Annotated in this window: 19 protein-coding genes; 11 read left to right on the forward strand and 8 right to left on the reverse strand. The window is 61.0% G+C overall.

Annotated elements, in window-relative coordinates; genetic code table 11:
- The 8 genes from ptsN to ACIOAU_RS00560 all read right to left on the reverse strand — a co-directional run bounded on the left by ptsN (nucleotide 1) and on the right by ACIOAU_RS00560 (nucleotide 5896).
- Complete coding sequence (ptsN, locus tag ACIOAU_RS00525; RefSeq protein WP_101316854.1) at nucleotides 1-468, reverse strand: PTS IIA-like nitrogen regulatory protein PtsN; 468 nt, start codon at nucleotides 466-468, stop codon at nucleotides 1-3.
- A 12-nt stretch (nucleotides 469-480) separates the two neighbouring features.
- On the reverse strand, nucleotides 481-789 hold the full coding sequence (hpf, locus tag ACIOAU_RS00530) for a ribosome hibernation-promoting factor, HPF/YfiA family (RefSeq protein WP_101316856.1): 309 nt from the start codon (nucleotides 787-789) through the stop codon (nucleotides 481-483).
- A gap of 78 nt (nucleotides 790-867) precedes the next feature.
- Entirely contained in the window at nucleotides 868-2391 is a 1524-nt protein-coding gene (locus ACIOAU_RS00535; RefSeq protein ID WP_401179322.1) for an RNA polymerase factor sigma-54, read from the reverse strand.
- Between the two features lie 170 nt (nucleotides 2392-2561).
- Nucleotides 2562-3287, reverse strand: a complete 726-nt coding sequence (gene lptB / locus ACIOAU_RS00540; RefSeq protein ID WP_101316860.1) for an LPS export ABC transporter ATP-binding protein — start codon at nucleotides 3285-3287, stop codon at nucleotides 2562-2564.
- The gene (gene lptA, locus ACIOAU_RS00545; protein WP_101316862.1) at nucleotides 3288-3815 is read right to left on the reverse strand and encodes a lipopolysaccharide transport periplasmic protein LptA; all 528 of its coding nucleotides are present in this window, start codon (nucleotides 3813-3815) and stop codon (nucleotides 3288-3290) included. It abuts the gene before it with no gap.
- Nucleotides 3802-4374 (reverse strand): LPS export ABC transporter periplasmic protein LptC, encoded by a 573-nt coding sequence (gene lptC, locus ACIOAU_RS00550; RefSeq protein ID WP_103436181.1) that lies wholly within the window; start codon nucleotides 4372-4374, stop codon nucleotides 3802-3804. Before lptC ends, lptA begins: the two co-directional genes overlap by 14 nt.
- Nucleotides 4375-4382: 8 nt before the next feature.
- Nucleotides 4383-4907, reverse strand: a complete 525-nt coding sequence (locus ACIOAU_RS00555) for an HAD family hydrolase (RefSeq protein WP_101322952.1) — start codon at nucleotides 4905-4907, stop codon at nucleotides 4383-4385.
- 14 nt (nucleotides 4908-4921) lie between these two features.
- Nucleotides 4922-5896 carry an SIS domain-containing protein gene (locus tag ACIOAU_RS00560; RefSeq protein WP_401179328.1) on the reverse strand — a complete coding sequence of 325 codons (975 nt, stop codon included), beginning with the start codon at nucleotides 5894-5896 and terminating at the stop codon, nucleotides 4922-4924.
- Nucleotides 5897-6139: 243 nt separating this feature from the next.
- On the opposite strand from ACIOAU_RS00560, the gene ACIOAU_RS00565 reads away from it, so the two are divergent.
- The 11 genes from ACIOAU_RS00565 (at nucleotide 6140) to ACIOAU_RS00615 (ending at nucleotide 14989) form a co-directional block, all read left to right on the forward strand.
- A complete protein-coding gene (locus tag ACIOAU_RS00565) occupies nucleotides 6140-6949 on the forward strand; it encodes an ATP-binding cassette domain-containing protein (protein WP_101316869.1) in 810 nt (269 codons plus the stop codon).
- Nucleotides 6949-7746, forward strand: a complete 798-nt coding sequence (mlaE, locus tag ACIOAU_RS00570) for a lipid asymmetry maintenance ABC transporter permease subunit MlaE (RefSeq protein ID WP_340612963.1) — start codon at nucleotides 6949-6951, stop codon at nucleotides 7744-7746. Before ACIOAU_RS00565 ends, mlaE begins: the two co-directional genes overlap by 1 nt.
- Entirely contained in the window at nucleotides 7746-8231 is a 486-nt protein-coding gene (mlaD, locus tag ACIOAU_RS00575; RefSeq protein ID WP_101316874.1) for an outer membrane lipid asymmetry maintenance protein MlaD, read from the forward strand. Before mlaE ends, mlaD begins: the two co-directional genes overlap by 1 nt.
- 9 nt (nucleotides 8232-8240) lie before the next feature.
- Nucleotides 8241-8894 (forward strand): phospholipid-binding protein MlaC, encoded by a 654-nt coding sequence (locus tag ACIOAU_RS00580; protein ID WP_101316876.1) that lies wholly within the window; start codon nucleotides 8241-8243, stop codon nucleotides 8892-8894.
- The gene (locus ACIOAU_RS00585) at nucleotides 8891-9193 is read left to right on the forward strand and encodes a lipid asymmetry maintenance protein MlaB (protein WP_401179334.1); all 303 of its coding nucleotides are present in this window, start codon (nucleotides 8891-8893) and stop codon (nucleotides 9191-9193) included. The genes ACIOAU_RS00580 and ACIOAU_RS00585 overlap by 4 nt, the downstream gene beginning before the upstream one ends.
- Nucleotides 9194-9311: 118 nt before the next feature.
- A complete protein-coding gene (locus tag ACIOAU_RS00590) occupies nucleotides 9312-9551 on the forward strand; it encodes a BolA family protein (RefSeq protein ID WP_101316880.1) in 240 nt (79 codons plus the stop codon).
- 23 nt (nucleotides 9552-9574) lie between these two features.
- Nucleotides 9575-10840 (forward strand): UDP-N-acetylglucosamine 1-carboxyvinyltransferase, encoded by a 1266-nt coding sequence (murA, locus tag ACIOAU_RS00595; protein WP_101316882.1) that lies wholly within the window; start codon nucleotides 9575-9577, stop codon nucleotides 10838-10840.
- An 89-nt stretch (nucleotides 10841-10929) separates the two neighbouring features.
- Entirely contained in the window at nucleotides 10930-11565 is a 636-nt protein-coding gene (gene hisG / locus ACIOAU_RS00600) for an ATP phosphoribosyltransferase (RefSeq protein WP_101316884.1), read from the forward strand.
- Nucleotides 11566-11691: 126 nt separating this feature from the next.
- Complete coding sequence (gene hisD, locus ACIOAU_RS00605) at nucleotides 11692-13017, forward strand: histidinol dehydrogenase (protein ID WP_101316886.1); 1326 nt, start codon at nucleotides 11692-11694, stop codon at nucleotides 13015-13017.
- A gap of 2 nt (nucleotides 13018-13019) precedes the next feature.
- Entirely contained in the window at nucleotides 13020-14066 is a 1047-nt protein-coding gene (gene hisC / locus ACIOAU_RS00610) for a histidinol-phosphate transaminase (protein WP_101316888.1), read from the forward strand.
- Nucleotides 14067-14338: 272 nt separating this feature from the next.
- Nucleotides 14339-14989, forward strand: a complete 651-nt coding sequence (locus tag ACIOAU_RS00615) for a FadR/GntR family transcriptional regulator (protein WP_101316890.1) — start codon at nucleotides 14339-14341, stop codon at nucleotides 14987-14989.
- The last annotated feature ends 12 nt before the right edge of the window (nucleotides 14990-15001 follow it).

Genomic DNA, 15001 nt, shown 5'->3' on the forward strand with positions numbered 1-15001 from the left:
TCAGCTCCCGTTTTGCACGTCCAGGACGACCTGGTACAAGGCCTTGTTGTCTCTCGCAGCGCGCAGACGCTTACGCACATCTTCGCGATCGAGCATGCTGGCAATCTGGCGCAACAGCTCAAGGTGAGCATCGGTGGCAGCTTCGGGCACCAGCAGGACGAACAGCAGGTCCACGGGGGCGCCATCGATGGCGTCGAAATCGATTGGATGATCCAGGTGGAGCAGGGCGCTGACCGGATTGGCGCAGCCTTTGAGGCGGCAGTGCGGAATGGCGATGCCATTGCCGAACCCGGTGGAGCCCAGTTTTTCGCGGGCGATCAGCTTCTCGAAGACTTCTTGCTGGTCGAGCTCGCTGACTTCGCTGGCTACGACCTTGGCGATTTCTTCGAGGGCGCGTTTCTTACTGCTGACGCCCGGCACGTTCACCAGGGAACGGCCGGGGGTCAGGATGGTTTCAAGTCGGATCATGGATGAGGGGGATCAGCGAGCAGCTGCACCTTGCAGGAGACTTTGCTGTTTTTCCTTGTGTTTTTTCAGTTGGCGGTCGAGCTTGTCAGCCAAATTGTCGATGGCTGCATACATGTCTAGATCTTCGGCATTGGCAACCACTTCGCCGCCCGGAATCTGCAGAGTCGCTTCGATCTTCTGCTGCAGTTTCTCGACTTTCATGATCACCGTAACGTTGGTGATCTTGTCAAAGTGCCCTGCGAGTCTCTTCAGCTTCTGCTCGACGTAGTCGCGCAGTGGTGGGGTTACTTCTACATGGTGTCCACTGATGTTGACTTGCATACAGCTTCTCCTTTGTTGCCCGTGCATAAAGAGGCAGGTCTTGCACCTGCCACAAAAACGCTGTGGCACATCCCGGGGCTACATCAGTCGCTTGCGTTCACTCGACGGTGCTATGCCGAGCGACTCGCGGTACTTGGCGACGGTGCGACGGGCTACCTGGATGCCTTGTGCCTCCAGTAAACCAGCGATCTTGCTGTCACTCAATGGCTTTTTCTGATTTTCCGCTGCAACCAGTTTCTTGATGATCGCGCGGATCGCCGTGGACGAGCATTCACCGCCTTCGGAGGTGCTGACGTGGCTCGAGAAAAAGTATTTCAACTCAAAGATGCCACGCGGAGTGTGCATGTACTTCTGGGTGGTGACGCGGGAGATGGTCGACTCATGCATGCCCACTGCTTCGGCGATGTCATGCAGCACCAACGGTTTCATCGCCTCGTCGCCGTACTCGAGAAAATCGCGCTGGTGCTCGACGATCTGCGTGGCGACCTTCATCAAGGTCTCGTTGCGGCTCTGCAGGCTCTTGATGAACCAGCGCGCTTCCTGCAACTGGTTGCGCATGAAGGTGTTGTCGGCGCTGGTATCGGCGCGGCGGACAAAGCCTGCATATTGCGGGTTGACCCGCAGGCGCGGCATGGCCTCCTGGTTCAGCTCGACCAGCCAGCGGTCGGTGTCCTTGCGCACGATCACGTCAGGCACCACGTACTCCGGCTCGCTCGACTCGATCTGCGAACCAGGCCGCGGATTGAGGCTCTGCACCAGCTCGATGACCTGCCGCAGCTCGTCTTCCTTGAGCTTCATACGGCGCATCAGCTGGCTGTAGTCGCGGCTGCCGAGCATATCGATGAAGTCGCTGACCAGGCGCTTGGCCTCGGTCAACCAAAGCGTATTGGCCGGCAACTGACGCAGCTGCAGCAGCAGGCACTCGCCCAGGTTGCGTGCGGCAACGCCGGCGGGTTCGAACTGTTGAATACGGTGCAGCACGGCCTCGACTTCATCGAGCTCTATGTCTAGCTCCGGGTCAAAGCCTGCGCAGATTTCTTCGAGGGTGTCTTCCAGATAGCCTTGCTGGTTGATGCTGTCGATCAGCGTTACTGCAATCAGGCGATCGGTATCGGACATCGGCGCCAGGTTCAGTTGCCACAGCAAGTGGCTTTGCAGGCTCTCGCCAGCAGAGGTGCGGGTGGTGAAGTCCCACTCGTCATCGTCGTTGCTGGGCAGGCTGCTGGCGCTGGTCTGGTAGACATCTTCCCAGGCGGTGTCGACCGGTAGTTCGTTGGGAATGCGCTCGTTCCAGTCGCCTTCTTCAAGGTTCTGACTGGCGGCGCTGCCTTCCTGCAGGCTGCCATCCTGAAAACCGCTGTCCTGGAAGCTGTTCTCCAGGTTTTCGGCGCTTGGCTTGCTTTCGGCACTGTCGGCCAGCGGGTCGCTGTTGTCGAAGTCTTCGCCGTCTTCCTGGCGTTCGAGCATCGGGTTGGATTCCAGCGCTTCCTGAATTTCCTGTTGGAGGTCCAGGGTCGAGAGCTGAAGCAGACGAATGGCCTGTTGCAACTGCGGGGTCATCGTCAGTTGCTGGCCCATTTTTAGGACGAGCGATGGTTTCATAGCTTGGGCTTAATACCTTGTCCGCCGGCGCATCTGCGCCATCCACTACACGAAGGGCGCCGCGGCGCCAATTTCAAGCAAGTTATATGCCTTAATTTGTAGCGTTTGCCTAGAGCACTGTAACACTTAAGCTGTTTTAGCTTGCTGCTGCCAGTGCCCAGGCAAGGGCCTCAGAGCCGGAACTCGTGGCCCAGGTAGACTTCCTTGACCAGATCGTTGGCCAGAATGGTCTCGGCATCGCCTTCGGCGATCAGTTGACCATCGTTGACGATGTAGGCTGTCTCACAGATATCCAGCGTCTCGCGGACGTTGTGGTCGGTGATCAGCACACCGATACCCTTGGCCTTGAGGTGATGAATGATCTGCTTGATGTCACCTACCGAGATCGGGTCGACGCCAGCGAACGGTTCATCCAGCAGAATGAACTTGGGTGCGGTGGCCAGGGCGCGGGCAATCTCGACACGGCGGCGTTCGCCACCGGAAAGGCTCATGCCGAGGTTGTCGCGGATGTGGCTGATATGGAATTCCTGCAGCAGGCTTTCCAGCTCCTTGCGACGGCCGTCACGGTCGAGTTCCTTGCGCGTTTCGAGGATCGCCATGATGTTGTCGGCAACCGACAGCTTGCGGAAAATCGACGCTTCCTGCGGCAGGTAGCCAATCCCGGCACGGGCGCGGCCGTGCATGGGTTGGTGGCTGACGTCATTGTTGTCGATCAGCACGCGGCCCTGATCGGCCTGAACCAGGCCGACGATCATGTAGAAGCAGGTGGTCTTGCCGGCACCGTTGGGGCCGAGCAAGCCGACGATCTGGCCGCTGTCGATCGACAGGCTGACGTCGCGAACCACCTGGCGGCCCTTGTAGCTCTTGGCCAGATGCTGGGCTTTGAGAGTCGCCATTTACTCGGCCTTCTTCTTCGGCTGGATCACCATGTCGATGCGCGGACGCTTGGTCGTGGCGGCGCCACCGGCATTGCCTGCGGTTGCGACCTGCGACTTGGTGTTGTAGACGATCTTCTCGCCTTCGGTGGTGTTGCTTTCATTCTCGACCTTGGCGCGGTCGGTCAGAATCACCGTGTCTTTTTGCGCCTGGTATTGAATCGTCACGGCCCAGCCTTTCATCTTGTCGGGCTTGGCGGCATCCTGCTGTTGCTCGAAGTAGGCCAGGTTGCCCACCGAAGTCACCACGTCGATGTCGCCATTGGCGGCACGGGTCATGGTCACGGTGTTGCCTTTGATCATCATCGAACCTTGGGTGATGATCACGTCGCCGCGGTAGGTAGCTACGCCTTGTTTGTCATCCAGGTGAGCGTCGTCGGCCTGGATACGAATTGGCTGGTCACGATCGTTCGGCAGGGCCAAGGCGCTCGCGCTTCCCAGTGCTGCGCTCAGGCTGAGCAAAAAAGGGAGGGTTTTAACGAGCCTCATACTGTCCTCTTACGTTGGACAGCAGGTCCATCCTGCCGTCTTTCAAATACGCTTTCATGCCAACGCCGGTGGTGGTGCCGCCGGCGCCGTCGATTCTAACGGCTTGCTCGGTCTGCGCATATTGCTTCTGCGGGAACACCGTCATGCGCGTGCTGGTAATGATGGTTTCGCGTTGTTTTTCGTCGGTGCGAGCAACCCGTACCTTGTCGATCAGCTCGACCTCGGTGCCATCCGGGTTGACCTCGGCACGCACGCTCTGGACATGCCAGGGATACGCGGTGCCGCGATACATGTGCAGGTCTGGCGTGGTCAGCAGTGTGACTTCGCTGGCCTTGAGGTGCTCGACCTTGTCGGCGGTCATTTCATATTGCATCTTGCCGTCAGGCAAGAACTGCACGCTGTGGGCATTGATCGCATAGTAGTCGATGGCGCTTTCGTCGACCTGGGCCTGTGGCTTGTCGAGGAAGCTCTCTGGGCTGACGTTCCAGTAGCCGACCGCTACCAGCAGGGCAGCGATCAGCCCCAGCAGCGCGATGTTTTTAGCTTTTTTGCTGAACATGTGCGGCCTTACAGGTAGTTGGCGTTGGCAGCGTCCAGGGTACCCTGGGCCTGCATGATCAGTTCACAGAACTCGCGGGCAGCACCTTCGCCGCCGCGGGCCTGGGTTACCCCGTGGGCGTTCTGGCGGACGAACACGGCAGCATTGGCTACGGCCATGCCCAGGCCGACCCGGCGAATCACTGGCAGGTCGGGCAGGTCGTCGCCCAGGTAGGCGACCTGCTCATAGCTTAGGCCCAGTTCAGCGAGCAGGCCGTCCAGAACCACCAGTTTATCCTCGCGGCCCTGAAACAGGTGCGGGATGCCGAGGTTCTTCGCCCGACGCTCGACCACCGGGGTCTTGCGCCCGCTGATGATTGCCGTGGTCACACCCGAGGCCATGAGCATCTTGATGCCCTGGCCGTCGAGGGTGTTGAAGGTCTTGAATTCGCTGCCGTCTTCAAGGAAGTAAAGGCGGCCGTCGGTGAGCACACCGTCGACGTCGAAAACGGCCAGCTTGATGGCTTTGCCGCGTTGCAGGATGTCTTCGCTCATGGCATCTCCGTTCATCACATGACTCCGGCGCGGAGCAGGTCGTGCATGTTCAGCGCGCCGGTCGGGCGATCGTGCTGATCGACCACGACGAGGGCGCCGATCTTGTGGTCTTCCATGATCTTCAAGGCTTCAGCGGCGAGCATCTCGGCGCGGGCAGTCTTGCCGTGCACGGTCATCACCTCATCGATCAGGGTGGTGTGTACATCGATATTGCGGTCCAGGCTGCGGCGCAGGTCGCCGTCAGTGAACACGCCAGCCAGGGTACCGTCGTTTTCCAGCACGACGGTCATGCCCAAACCTTTACGGGACATTTCCAGCAGCGCTTCCTTGAGCAGGGTGCCACGTCGCACCTGCGGCAGCTCGTCGCCCGAGTGCATGACGTTTTCGACCTTGAGCAGCAAACGTCGGCCAAGGGCGCCGCCGGGGTGCGAGAAGGCGAAATCCTCGGCCGAGAAGCCGCGGGCCTCAAGCAGGGCGATCGCGAGGGCGTCGCCGAGCACCAGCGCTGTGGTGGTCGAGGAAGTTGGTGCCAGGTTCAGCGGGCAGGCTTCCTGCGCCACGCGCGCATCGAGGTTGGCCTCGGCCGCTTGCGCCAGCTGTGAATCGGGGTTGCCGGTGAGGCTGATCAGCTGAATGCCAAGGCGCTTGATCAATGGCAGCAGGGTAACGATCTCGGCAGTGCTGCCGGAGTTGGACAGCGCCAGGATCACGTCATCACGGGTGATCATGCCCATGTCACCGTGGCTGGCTTCGGCCGGATGGACAAAAAATGACGGCGTACCGGTACTGGCCAGGGTCGCCGCGATCTTGTTGCCGATATGCCCGGACTTGCCCATGCCAACCACGACCACACGGCCTTTGCTGGCCAGAATCAGTTCGCAGGCCTTGACGAAATTGTCGTCGATACGCGGCAACAGGCCCTCAACAGCCTCGAGTTCCAGGCGCAAAGTGCGCTGGGCAGATTGGATCAGCTCGCTGGATTGGCTCATGTCGAAAAGCAATGCCTGATGAAAAGGCGCCGATTATAGCCGCAATGTGCGAAAGGCTCATCACTGGATTGTCATAAGCCTGCCGCAGCCGCCTGTCATTCGCCTGAATGACGCTGCGATAGCCTTGGGGCGGGCTCGCCTGCGGTGCTATAGTTCGCCGCTGATTCGGCCCGGGTGGGGCGTGTGTGCCTTCACGATGAGGGCAGGCGTCCATTGGACGAGGCTGTATTGCAAGGAGTCTAGATGAGTGTGGATAGCGCCTACGCGGTCGAGTTGAAGGGGGTTACCTTCAAGCGCGGTTCGCGCAGCATTTTCAGTAATGTCGACATCCGCATTCCGCGCGGAAAGGTCACTGGCATCATGGGGCCATCGGGGTGCGGCAAGACCACCCTGTTGCGCCTGATGGGCGCCCAGCTGCGCCCCGCCAGCGGCGAAGTGTGGGTGGCCGGGCAGAATTTGCCGACGCTGTCGCGCAGTGATCTGTTCGATGCACGCAAGCAGATGGGCGTGCTGTTTCAGAGCGGTGCATTGTTCACCGACCTCGATGTGTTCGAGAACGTTGCCTTCCCGCTGCGGGTGCACACCGAGCTGTCGGAAGAGATGATCCGCGACATCGTCCTGATGAAACTGCAGGCCGTTGGCCTGCGCGGCGCCATCGACCTGATGCCCGACGAACTCTCCGGCGGCATGAAGCGGCGGGTGGCGTTGGCGCGGGCAATTGCCCTGGACCCGCAGATTCTCATGTACGACGAGCCATTCGTCGGCCAGGATCCTATCGCGATGGGTGTTCTGGTGCGTTTGATCCGTCTGCTCAACGATGCCCTTGGCATTACCAGTATCGTCGTGTCGCACGACCTGGCGGAAACCGCGAGCATCGCCGACTACATCTACGTAGTGGGTGATGGCCAGGTGCTGGGTCAGGGCACTCCGGACGAGCTGATGGGCTCGGACAATCCGCGCATCCGCCAATTCATGAAGGGCGATCCGGACGGACCGGTACCTTTCCATTTTCCTGCGCCTGACTACCGCGCCGATCTGCTGGGGACGCGTTGATGCGCCGAAGATCCTTACTTGAACGCGTACGCCTGCTCGGTCGCTCGGCCATCGATGTAGTGGCAGTACTGGGTCGTTCGTGCCTGTTCCTGGGCCATGCCCTGGTCGGCCGGAGCGGGCTTGGCGGTGGCTTCCAGCTGCTGGTCAAGCAGCTTTATTCAGTCGGCGTGCTGTCGCTGGCGATCATTGTCGTCTCCGGCATGTTCATCGGCATGGTGCTGGCCCTGCAGGGCTACAGCATCCTCACCAAATACGGCTCCGAGCAAGCGGTCGGGCAGATGGTTGCTCTGACGCTGTTGCGCGAACTCGGCCCGGTCGTCACTGCGCTGCTGTTTGCCGGTCGCGCCGGCTCTGCGCTGACTGCCGAAATCGGCAACATGAAGTCGACCGAGCAGTTGTCGAGCCTGGAAATGATCGGCGTCGACCCACTCAAGTACATCGTTGCACCGCGGCTGTGGGCCGGCTTCATTTCGCTGCCGCTGCTGGCGCTGATGTTCAGCGTGGTGGGCATCTGGGGTGGCTCGTGGGTGGCAGTCGACTGGCTGGGTGTCTACGAAGGTTCGTTCTGGGCCAACATGCAGAACAGTGTTTCATTCACCGATGACGTGCTCAACGGCCTGGTCAAAAGCCTGGTGTTTGCCTTCGTCGTGACCTGGATTGCCGTTTTCCAGGGGTATGACTGTGAGCCCACTTCAGAGGGGATCAGCCGTGCCACCACCAAGACCGTGGTCTATGCCTCGTTGGCAGTGCTGGGTCTGGACTTTATTCTGACCGCCTTGATGTTTGGAGATTTCTGATGCAAAACCGCACCCTGGAAATCGGTGTCGGCCTGTTCCTCCTGGCCGGGATCCTGGCGTTGCTGCTGCTGGCCCTGCGTGTCAGCGGGCTGTCGGCCAGCCCGACCAGCGATACCTATAAAGTTTACGCGTACTTCGACAATATCGCCGGTTTGACGGTCAGAGCTAAAGTGACCATGGCCGGTGTGACCATCGGCAAGGTCACGGCCATCGATCTGGATCGCGATTCCTACACCGGTCGGGTCACGCTGCAGCTGGACAAGAACGTCGATAATCTGCCGGTCGACTCCACTGCATCGATCCTGACCGCCGGGTTGCTCGGCGAGAAGTACATCGGTATCAGCGTGGGTGGTGAGGATCAGGTGCTCAAAGATGACAGCACCATCCATGACACCCAGTCTGCCCTGGTACTGGAAGATCTGATTGGCAAGTTCCTGCTCAATACCGTTGGCAAAGAACCGAAAGAAGCCAACCCAGCTAATTAAGGAGTTTCCATGATCTCGATCCTGCGACGCGGTTTGCTGGTCCTGCTGGCGGCTTTCCCCCTGCTGACCACCGCTGCACCTGGGCAAACCGCCCGAGAAGTGATTCAGACCACTACCGATCAGTTGCTCAGCGACCTCAAGGCCAACAAGCAGCAATACAAGGCTGACCCGCAGGCGTTCTACGATGCTCTCAACAGCAACCTCGGCCCGGTGGTCGACGCTGATGGCATCTCCAAGAGCATCATGACCGTCAAGTATTCGCGCAAGGCCACGCCTGCGCAGATGCAGCGCTTCCAGGAGAACTTCAAGCGCAGCTTGATGCAGTTCTATGGCAATGCCTTGCTCGAGTACAACAACCAGGGCATCACCCTCGACCCTGCCAAGGGCGATGAAGGTGACCGCACCAGCGTGGGCATGAAGGTCACTGGTACCAATGGTTCGATTTACCCGGTGCAATACACCATGGTCAAACTGGATGGCGAGTGGAAGGTGCGTAACGTCATCGTCAACGGCATCAACATAGGCAAGCTGTTCCGTGACCAGTTCGCCGACGCCATGTCGCGCAATGGCAACGACCTGGACAAGACCATCGACGGCTGGGCAGGTGAAGTGGCCAAGGCCAAGCAAACCGCCGACAGTTCGCCGGAGAAGGCAGTCAAATGAGTGAAACCAGCGTAAGCATGGCCGAGCCGGGCGTGCTGCGTCTGGCCGGCGTGCTGGACTTTCGCACCGGCCCCGCCCTGCGCAAGCAGGGCAAGGCACTGATTGCCGCCTGTGGTGAGCAGCAGGTAATGCTGGACTGCTCGGCGGTGGTCAAGTCGAGCAGTGTCGGCTTGTCGTTACTGCTGGCGTTCATGCGTGATGCGCAGGCCGCAGGCAAGTCCTGGGCACTGCGTGGCATGCCTGAGGACATGCGTGAAATCGCCGAGGTCTATGACCTCGACGAAGTGTTGGCGGGCTGATTGCCCGGCAAGGTGAAAAGGCCCCTCGGTCAGCGAGCCCATTGATGGGCTTCGCAGGCGAGGGGCTTTTTTGTATGATGGCCGACCCGCGCGCACAGGGCGCCGATTGAGGTTGAGCATGCAGGCCGTAGAAGTTAAGAGCTTCCTTGAAGCGAAATTGCCCGGAACCCGGGTCGAAGTTGAAGGCGAAGGCTGCAACTTCCAGTTGAACGTGATCAGCGACGAGCTGGCGGGGCAGAGCCCGGTAAAGCGTCAACAGGCGATCTATGCTCACCTGAATCCGTGGATTGCCGATGGCAGTATCCACGCGGTAACCATGAAATTTTTCAGCAGCGCAGCCTGGGCTGAGCGCACCTGAGCCAACTTGGCGGCGAGATCCTAATGGACAAACTGATTATTACTGGCGGCCCTCGTCTCGATGGCGAGATCCGCATTTCCGGGGCAAAGAACGCTGCCCTGCCGATCCTTGCAGCAACGCTGCTGTGCGATGGTCCAGTGACCGTCGGCAACCTGCCGCACCTGCACGACATCACCACCATGATCGAGCTGTTCGGGCGCATGGGCATCGAGCCTGTGATCGACGAGAAGCTGGCAGTCGAAATCGATCCGCGTGCAATCAAGACACTGGTTGCGCCGTACGAGCTGGTCAAGACCATGCGCGCCTCGATTCTGGTACTGGGGCCGATGGTTGCCCGCTTCGGCGAGGCTGAAGTTGCCCTGCCTGGCGGTTGCGCGATCGGTTCGCGTCCGGTTGACCTGCACATCCGCGGCCTGGAGGCCATGGGTGCAAAAATTGAAGTCGAAGGCGGCTACATCAAGGCCAAGGCGCCTGAAGGCGGCCTGCGCGGTGCGCACTTCTTCTTCGACACGGTGAGCGTGACCGGCACCGAAAACATCATGATGGCTGCTGCTCTGGCCCGCGGCCGCAGCGTTCTGCAGAACGCCGCACGCGAACCGGAAGTGGTCGACCTGGCCAACTTCCTGATCGCCATGGGTGCCAACGTCCAGGGCGCGGGCACCGACACCATCACCATCGATGGCGTCGAGCGTCTGCACTCGGCCCACTACCGGGTCATGCCTGACCGTATCGAAACCGGCACCTACCTGGTGGCGGCTGCCGTCACTGGCGGTCGGGTCAAGGTCAAGGACACCGATCCGACCATCCTTGAAGCAGTCCTCGAGAAGCTCAAGGAAGCCGGCGCCGATATCACCACCGGCGAAGACTGGATCGAGCTGAACATGCACGGCAAGCGGCCCAAAGCCGTCAACCTGCGCACCGCTCCGTATCCGGCGTTCCCGACCGACATGCAGGCGCAGTTCATCTCGCTCAACGCCATTGCCGAAGGCACTGGAGCAGTGATCGAGACGATCTTCGAAAACCGCTTCATGCATGTTTACGAAATGCACCGCATGGGCGCGCACATCCAGGTCGAAGGCAACACTGCCATCGTTACCGGGGTCAAGACCCTCAAGGGCGCGCCAGTGATGGCCACCGACCTGCGTGCCTCGGCGAGCCTGGTGTTGTCGGCTCTGGTTGCCGAGGGCGACACCTTGATCGATCGCATCTACCACATCGACCGTGGTTACGAGTGCATCGAAGAGAAGCTGCAAATGCTCGGCGCGAAGATCCGCCGCGTACCGGGCTAACCTGCCCAGGCGCATGGACGCGCCAACGAATTCAATGCAGCCGGGCTTTGCTCCCGGCTGCTGTAGCCGCTTAAGGACCGACGTTTGCCATGTTGACCATCGCGCTATCCAAAGGCCGCATTCTCGACGATACCCTGCCGTTGCTGGCCGAAGCCGGTATCGTGCCCACCGAGAACCCGGACAAGAGCCGCAAGCTGATCATCCCCACGACTCAGGATGACGTGCGCCTGCTGATCGTGCGCGCCACCGACGTGCCGACCTATGTCGAGCATGGGGCGGCCGACCTCGGTGTGGCTGGCAAGGACGTGCTCATGGAGTACGGCGGCCAGGGCCTGTATGAGCCGCTGGACCTGCAGATCGCCTGCTGCAAGCTGATGACCGCCGGTGTTGTCGGCGCACCCGAGCCTAAGGGCCGTCTGCGTGTGGCCACCAAGTTCGTCAATGTTGCCAAGCGTTACTATGCCGAACAGGGCCGTCAGGTCGACATCATCAAGCTGTACGGCTCGATGGAGCTGGCGCCGCTGATCAACCTCGCCGACAAGATCATCGACGTGGTCGACACCGGCAATACCCTGCGTGCCAACGGCCTCGAGCCGCAAGAGCTGATCGCCATGGTCAGCTCGCGTCTGGTAGTGAACAAGGCTTCGATGAAGATGCAGCATGCGCGCATCCAGAGCCTGATCGACACCCTGCGCCAAGCGGTCGAGTCGCGACACCGCGGTTGACTCCTGCGCACGACCTTCGCTGTCGTGCCCGTCTATCCGCGCCATAGCCAATTTTCTCAGGTGCCCGCGCGGATCGACTGGTAGCCTAGGGCGCCTGAGCATTCGCTACTATTCGAGGCCCTCGCCATGACCGTGTCCACTGCAATTGCCCGTCTCAACGCCGCTGATCCGGATTTCGCCCGACATCTGGATCATCTGCTGAGCTGGGAGAGTGTGTCCGATGACGCGGTCAACCAGCGCGTGCTCGACATCATCAAAGCCGTCCGTGAGCGCGGTGATGCCGCCTTGGTCGAGTTCACCCAGCGTTTCGATGGCGTGCAGGCGACCTCCATTAACGATCTGATTCTTGACCGTGCCCGGCTGGAGCTTGCGCTTACGCGGATTACCGCGAGCCAGCGTGAAGCCCTGGAAAAAGCTGCCGAGCGCGTGCGCAGCTACCACCAGCGGCAGAAGCAGGATTCCTGGCAGTACACCGAAGCCGACGGCACCGTGCTTGGCCAGAAGGTCACGCCACTGGACCGCGCTGGCTTGTACGTTCCCGGCGGCAAAGCGTCCTATCCGTCGTCGGTGTTGATGAACGCGATTCCGGCCAAGGTTGCCGGTGTTGGCGAAGTAGTCATGGTGGTGCCGACGCCGCGTGGCGAGCTCAACGAGCTGGTGCTCGCGGCGGCCTGCATCGCTGGGGTTGACCGGGTGTTCACGGTCGGCGGCGCTCAGGCCGTGGCTGCGCTTGCCTACGGTACCGAGAGCGTGCCGCAGGTCGACAAGATCGTCGGCCCGGGCAATATCTATGTGGCCACCGCCAAGCGCCATGTGTTCGGTCAGGTCGGCATCGACATGATCGCCGGCCCGTCGGAAATCCTGGTGGTCTGCGACGGCCAGACTGATCCGGACTGGATCGCCATGGACCTGTTCTCCCAGGCCGAGCACGATGAAGATGCCCAGGCCATTCTGGTCAGCCCGGATGCGGAGTTTCTGGATCGGGTGGCGGCCAGTATCGACAAACTGATGCCGACCCTGGAGCGCGCCGAGATCATCGAAAAGTCGATCAATGGCCGTGGTGCACTGATCCACGTGCGCGACATGCAGCAGGCCATCGAAGTGGCCAACCGGATTGCTCCGGAGCACCTTGAACTGTCGGTTGCCGACCCGCAGGCCTGGCTGCCGCAGATCCGCCACGCCGGTGCGATCTTCATGGGCCGCCACACCAGCGAGGCGCTGGGCGATTACTGCGCAGGCCCCAACCACGTCCTGCCAACCTCCGGCACCGCGCGCTTCTCGTCGCCGTTGGGCGTGTATGACTTCCAGAAGCGCTCGTCGATCATCTTCTGTTCCGAGCAGGGCGCTTCCGAGCTCGGCCACACCGCATCGGTGCTGGCCCGTGGCGAATCGCTGACGGCCCACGCCCGCAGCGCCGAATACCGTATCCGCACCACTGCCGAGGGCAACTGAACATGAGTCGATTCTGGAGCCCATTCGTCAAGGACCTGGTGCCTTACGTACCCGGCGAGCAGCCCAAGCTGACCCGCCTGATCAAGCTCAACACCAATGAAAACCCCTATGGCCCGTCGCCCAAGGCGCTGGAGGCCATGCGTGGGGAGCTGAACGACAACCTGCGGCTGTACCCGGACCCTAACAGTGACCGGCTCAAGCAGGCCGTGGCCGAGTATTACGGTGTGAGCAGCGGCCAGGTGTTTGTCGGCAATGGCTCGGACGAGGTGCTTGCGCACATTTTCCATGGCCTGTTCCAGCACGGCGCGCCGCTGCTGTTCCCTGATGTGAGCTACAGCTTCTATCCGGTGTACTGCGGTCTGTACGGCATTGCGTTCGAGCAGATCGCCCTGGACGAGCAGTTCCAGATCCGCGTCGAAGATTATGCCAAGCCCAACGGCGGCATCATCTTCCCCAACCCGAACGCGCCTACGGGCTGCCTGTTGGCGCTGGAGGCGATCGAGCAGTTGCTGCAGGCCAACCCTGACTCGGTGGTGGTGGTAGACGAAGCCTACATCGACTTCGGCGGCCAGACGGCGATCAGCCTGGTCGACCGTTACGACAACCTGCTGGTCACCCAGACCTTGTCCAAGTCGCGCTCGCTGGCCGGCCTGCGGGTAGGCTTGGCGGTGGGCCACCCGGACCTGATCGATGCGCTGGAGCGGATCAAGAACAGCTTCAACTCCTATCCGCTCGACCGCATGGCGATCGTCGGCGCCGCGGTAGCGTTCGAGGACCGCGAGTACTTCAACGAGACCTGTCGCCAGGTCATCGACAGCCGCGAGGCCTTGGTCGCGCAGCTGCAGGCCAAGGGTTTCGAGGTGCTGCCGTCAGCGGCCAACTTCATCTTTGCCCGCCACCCGCAGCACGACGCTGCCGAGCTTGCGGCGCGCCTGCGCGAGCAAGGGGTGATCGTGCGTCACTTCAAACAAGCGCGAGTTGCCCAGTTCCTGCGCATCACCATCGGTACGCCGCAGATGAACCAGGCGCTGGTCGATGCCTTGGGCTGAGTAAGCCAGGCGGCCCGGCCCTCACTTGCGAGGGCCGGCTTTGCTCATCGGACTTGATGACGATCGCCAACAGCAACAGCGTCAGTACCACCAGCCCGATGACGATACCCATGGCTATGTGGTTACGCATTCACGTTCAGCCCTGTAAAAAAGCGCTACAGCCTCCCAAAGCCGCACCGCAGCCGCAACTGACAAAAATGCCAAGTGGCGGCAGGCCAGCTTTCAGTTACAATCCGATAATTCGTAGGATGATTGGTTGAGTTGGCTGCGGCATGGGAAATGAACTGATCAAGCGTTCGCTGGTGGAGCTGGCGGTCGAGCAGTTGCGCCGGCGGATCGTCGAGGGCAGTTGGAAAGTAGGTGAGCGCCTGCCGACCGAGCCAGAGCTGGCCGCCGAGCTCGGCATCAGCCGCAATACCGTACGCGAGGCCATGCGCGTGCTTGCTTTCAGCGGTCTGGTCGAAGTCCGCCAGGGTGATGGCAGCTACCTGCGTACCGCGCAGGATCCGCTCCACGCGATACAGGCCATGGCCCGCTGCACGCCCGAACAGGCGCGCGAGACCCGCCACATTCTCGAGGCTGAAGCGATTGGTCTGGCAGCCCTGCGGCGCACCGAGCAGGACCTGCTGGAGCTGCGCGCAGCCCTTGCCGGCAGCGCCGAGCACTATCACGCCGACCTCGATACCTATGTGCACTGCGATCTGCTGTTCCACCAGCGCCTGGTCGATGCCGCGCACAACCCTGCCTTGAGCGAGCTGTACCGATACTTCTCCGGTGTCGTGGCCGCTGCCCTGGAACGCAACATGAGCGCGCTGCCGCGCTGCCAGGCGGTGTTCGATCTGCACGGAGAGATTCTCGATGCGGTTGAACAACGCGATCCGGAACGGGCCAAGCGTCTGTGCCGGGCCCTTATCGAATCCTGACTGCGAGACCAT

Origin of the sequence: Pseudomonas sp. NPDC088322, from assembly GCF_044740745.1 — a bacterium.
In the GTDB taxonomy this organism is placed as follows: domain Bacteria; phylum Pseudomonadota; class Gammaproteobacteria; order Pseudomonadales; family Pseudomonadaceae; genus Aquipseudomonas; species Aquipseudomonas shirazensis.

Excerpts from the sequence above, each read along its gene's own strand:
- ptsN (WP_101316854.1), bottom strand. The coding sequence starts at position 468 with ATGATCCGACTTGAAACCATCCTGACCCCCGGCCGTTCCCTGGTGAAC.
- hpf (WP_101316856.1), bottom strand. The coding sequence starts at position 789 with ATGCAAGTCAACATCAGTGGACACCATGTAGAAGTAACCCCACCACTG.
- ACIOAU_RS00535 (WP_401179322.1), bottom strand. The coding sequence starts at position 2,391 with ATGAAACCATCGCTCGTCCTAAAAATGGGCCAGCAACTGACGATGACC.
- lptB (WP_101316860.1), bottom strand. The coding sequence starts at position 3,287 with ATGGCGACTCTCAAAGCCCAGCATCTGGCCAAGAGCTACAAGGGCCGC.
- lptA (WP_101316862.1), bottom strand. The coding sequence starts at position 3,815 with ATGAGGCTCGTTAAAACCCTCCCTTTTTTGCTCAGCCTGAGCGCAGCA.
- lptC (WP_103436181.1), bottom strand. The coding sequence starts at position 4,374 with ATGTTCAGCAAAAAAGCTAAAAACATCGCGCTGCTGGGGCTGATCGCT.
- ACIOAU_RS00555 (WP_101322952.1), bottom strand. The coding sequence starts at position 4,907 with ATGAGCGAAGACATCCTGCAACGCGGCAAAGCCATCAAGCTGGCCGTT.
- ACIOAU_RS00560 (WP_401179328.1), bottom strand. The coding sequence starts at position 5,896 with ATGAGCCAATCCAGCGAGCTGATCCAATCTGCCCAGCGCACTTTGCGC.
- ACIOAU_RS00565 (WP_101316869.1), top strand. The coding sequence starts at position 6,140 with ATGAGTGTGGATAGCGCCTACGCGGTCGAGTTGAAGGGGGTTACCTTC.
- mlaE (WP_340612963.1), top strand. The coding sequence starts at position 6,949 with ATGCGCCGAAGATCCTTACTTGAACGCGTACGCCTGCTCGGTCGCTCG.
- mlaD (WP_101316874.1), top strand. The coding sequence starts at position 7,746 with ATGCAAAACCGCACCCTGGAAATCGGTGTCGGCCTGTTCCTCCTGGCC.
- ACIOAU_RS00580 (WP_101316876.1), top strand. The coding sequence starts at position 8,241 with ATGATCTCGATCCTGCGACGCGGTTTGCTGGTCCTGCTGGCGGCTTTC.
- ACIOAU_RS00585 (WP_401179334.1), top strand. The coding sequence starts at position 8,891 with ATGAGTGAAACCAGCGTAAGCATGGCCGAGCCGGGCGTGCTGCGTCTG.
- ACIOAU_RS00590 (WP_101316880.1), top strand. The coding sequence starts at position 9,312 with ATGCAGGCCGTAGAAGTTAAGAGCTTCCTTGAAGCGAAATTGCCCGGA.
- murA (WP_101316882.1), top strand. The coding sequence starts at position 9,575 with ATGGACAAACTGATTATTACTGGCGGCCCTCGTCTCGATGGCGAGATC.
- hisG (WP_101316884.1), top strand. The coding sequence starts at position 10,930 with ATGTTGACCATCGCGCTATCCAAAGGCCGCATTCTCGACGATACCCTG.
- hisD (WP_101316886.1), top strand. The coding sequence starts at position 11,692 with ATGACCGTGTCCACTGCAATTGCCCGTCTCAACGCCGCTGATCCGGAT.
- hisC (WP_101316888.1), top strand. The coding sequence starts at position 13,020 with ATGAGTCGATTCTGGAGCCCATTCGTCAAGGACCTGGTGCCTTACGTA.
- ACIOAU_RS00615 (WP_101316890.1), top strand. The coding sequence starts at position 14,339 with ATGGGAAATGAACTGATCAAGCGTTCGCTGGTGGAGCTGGCGGTCGAG.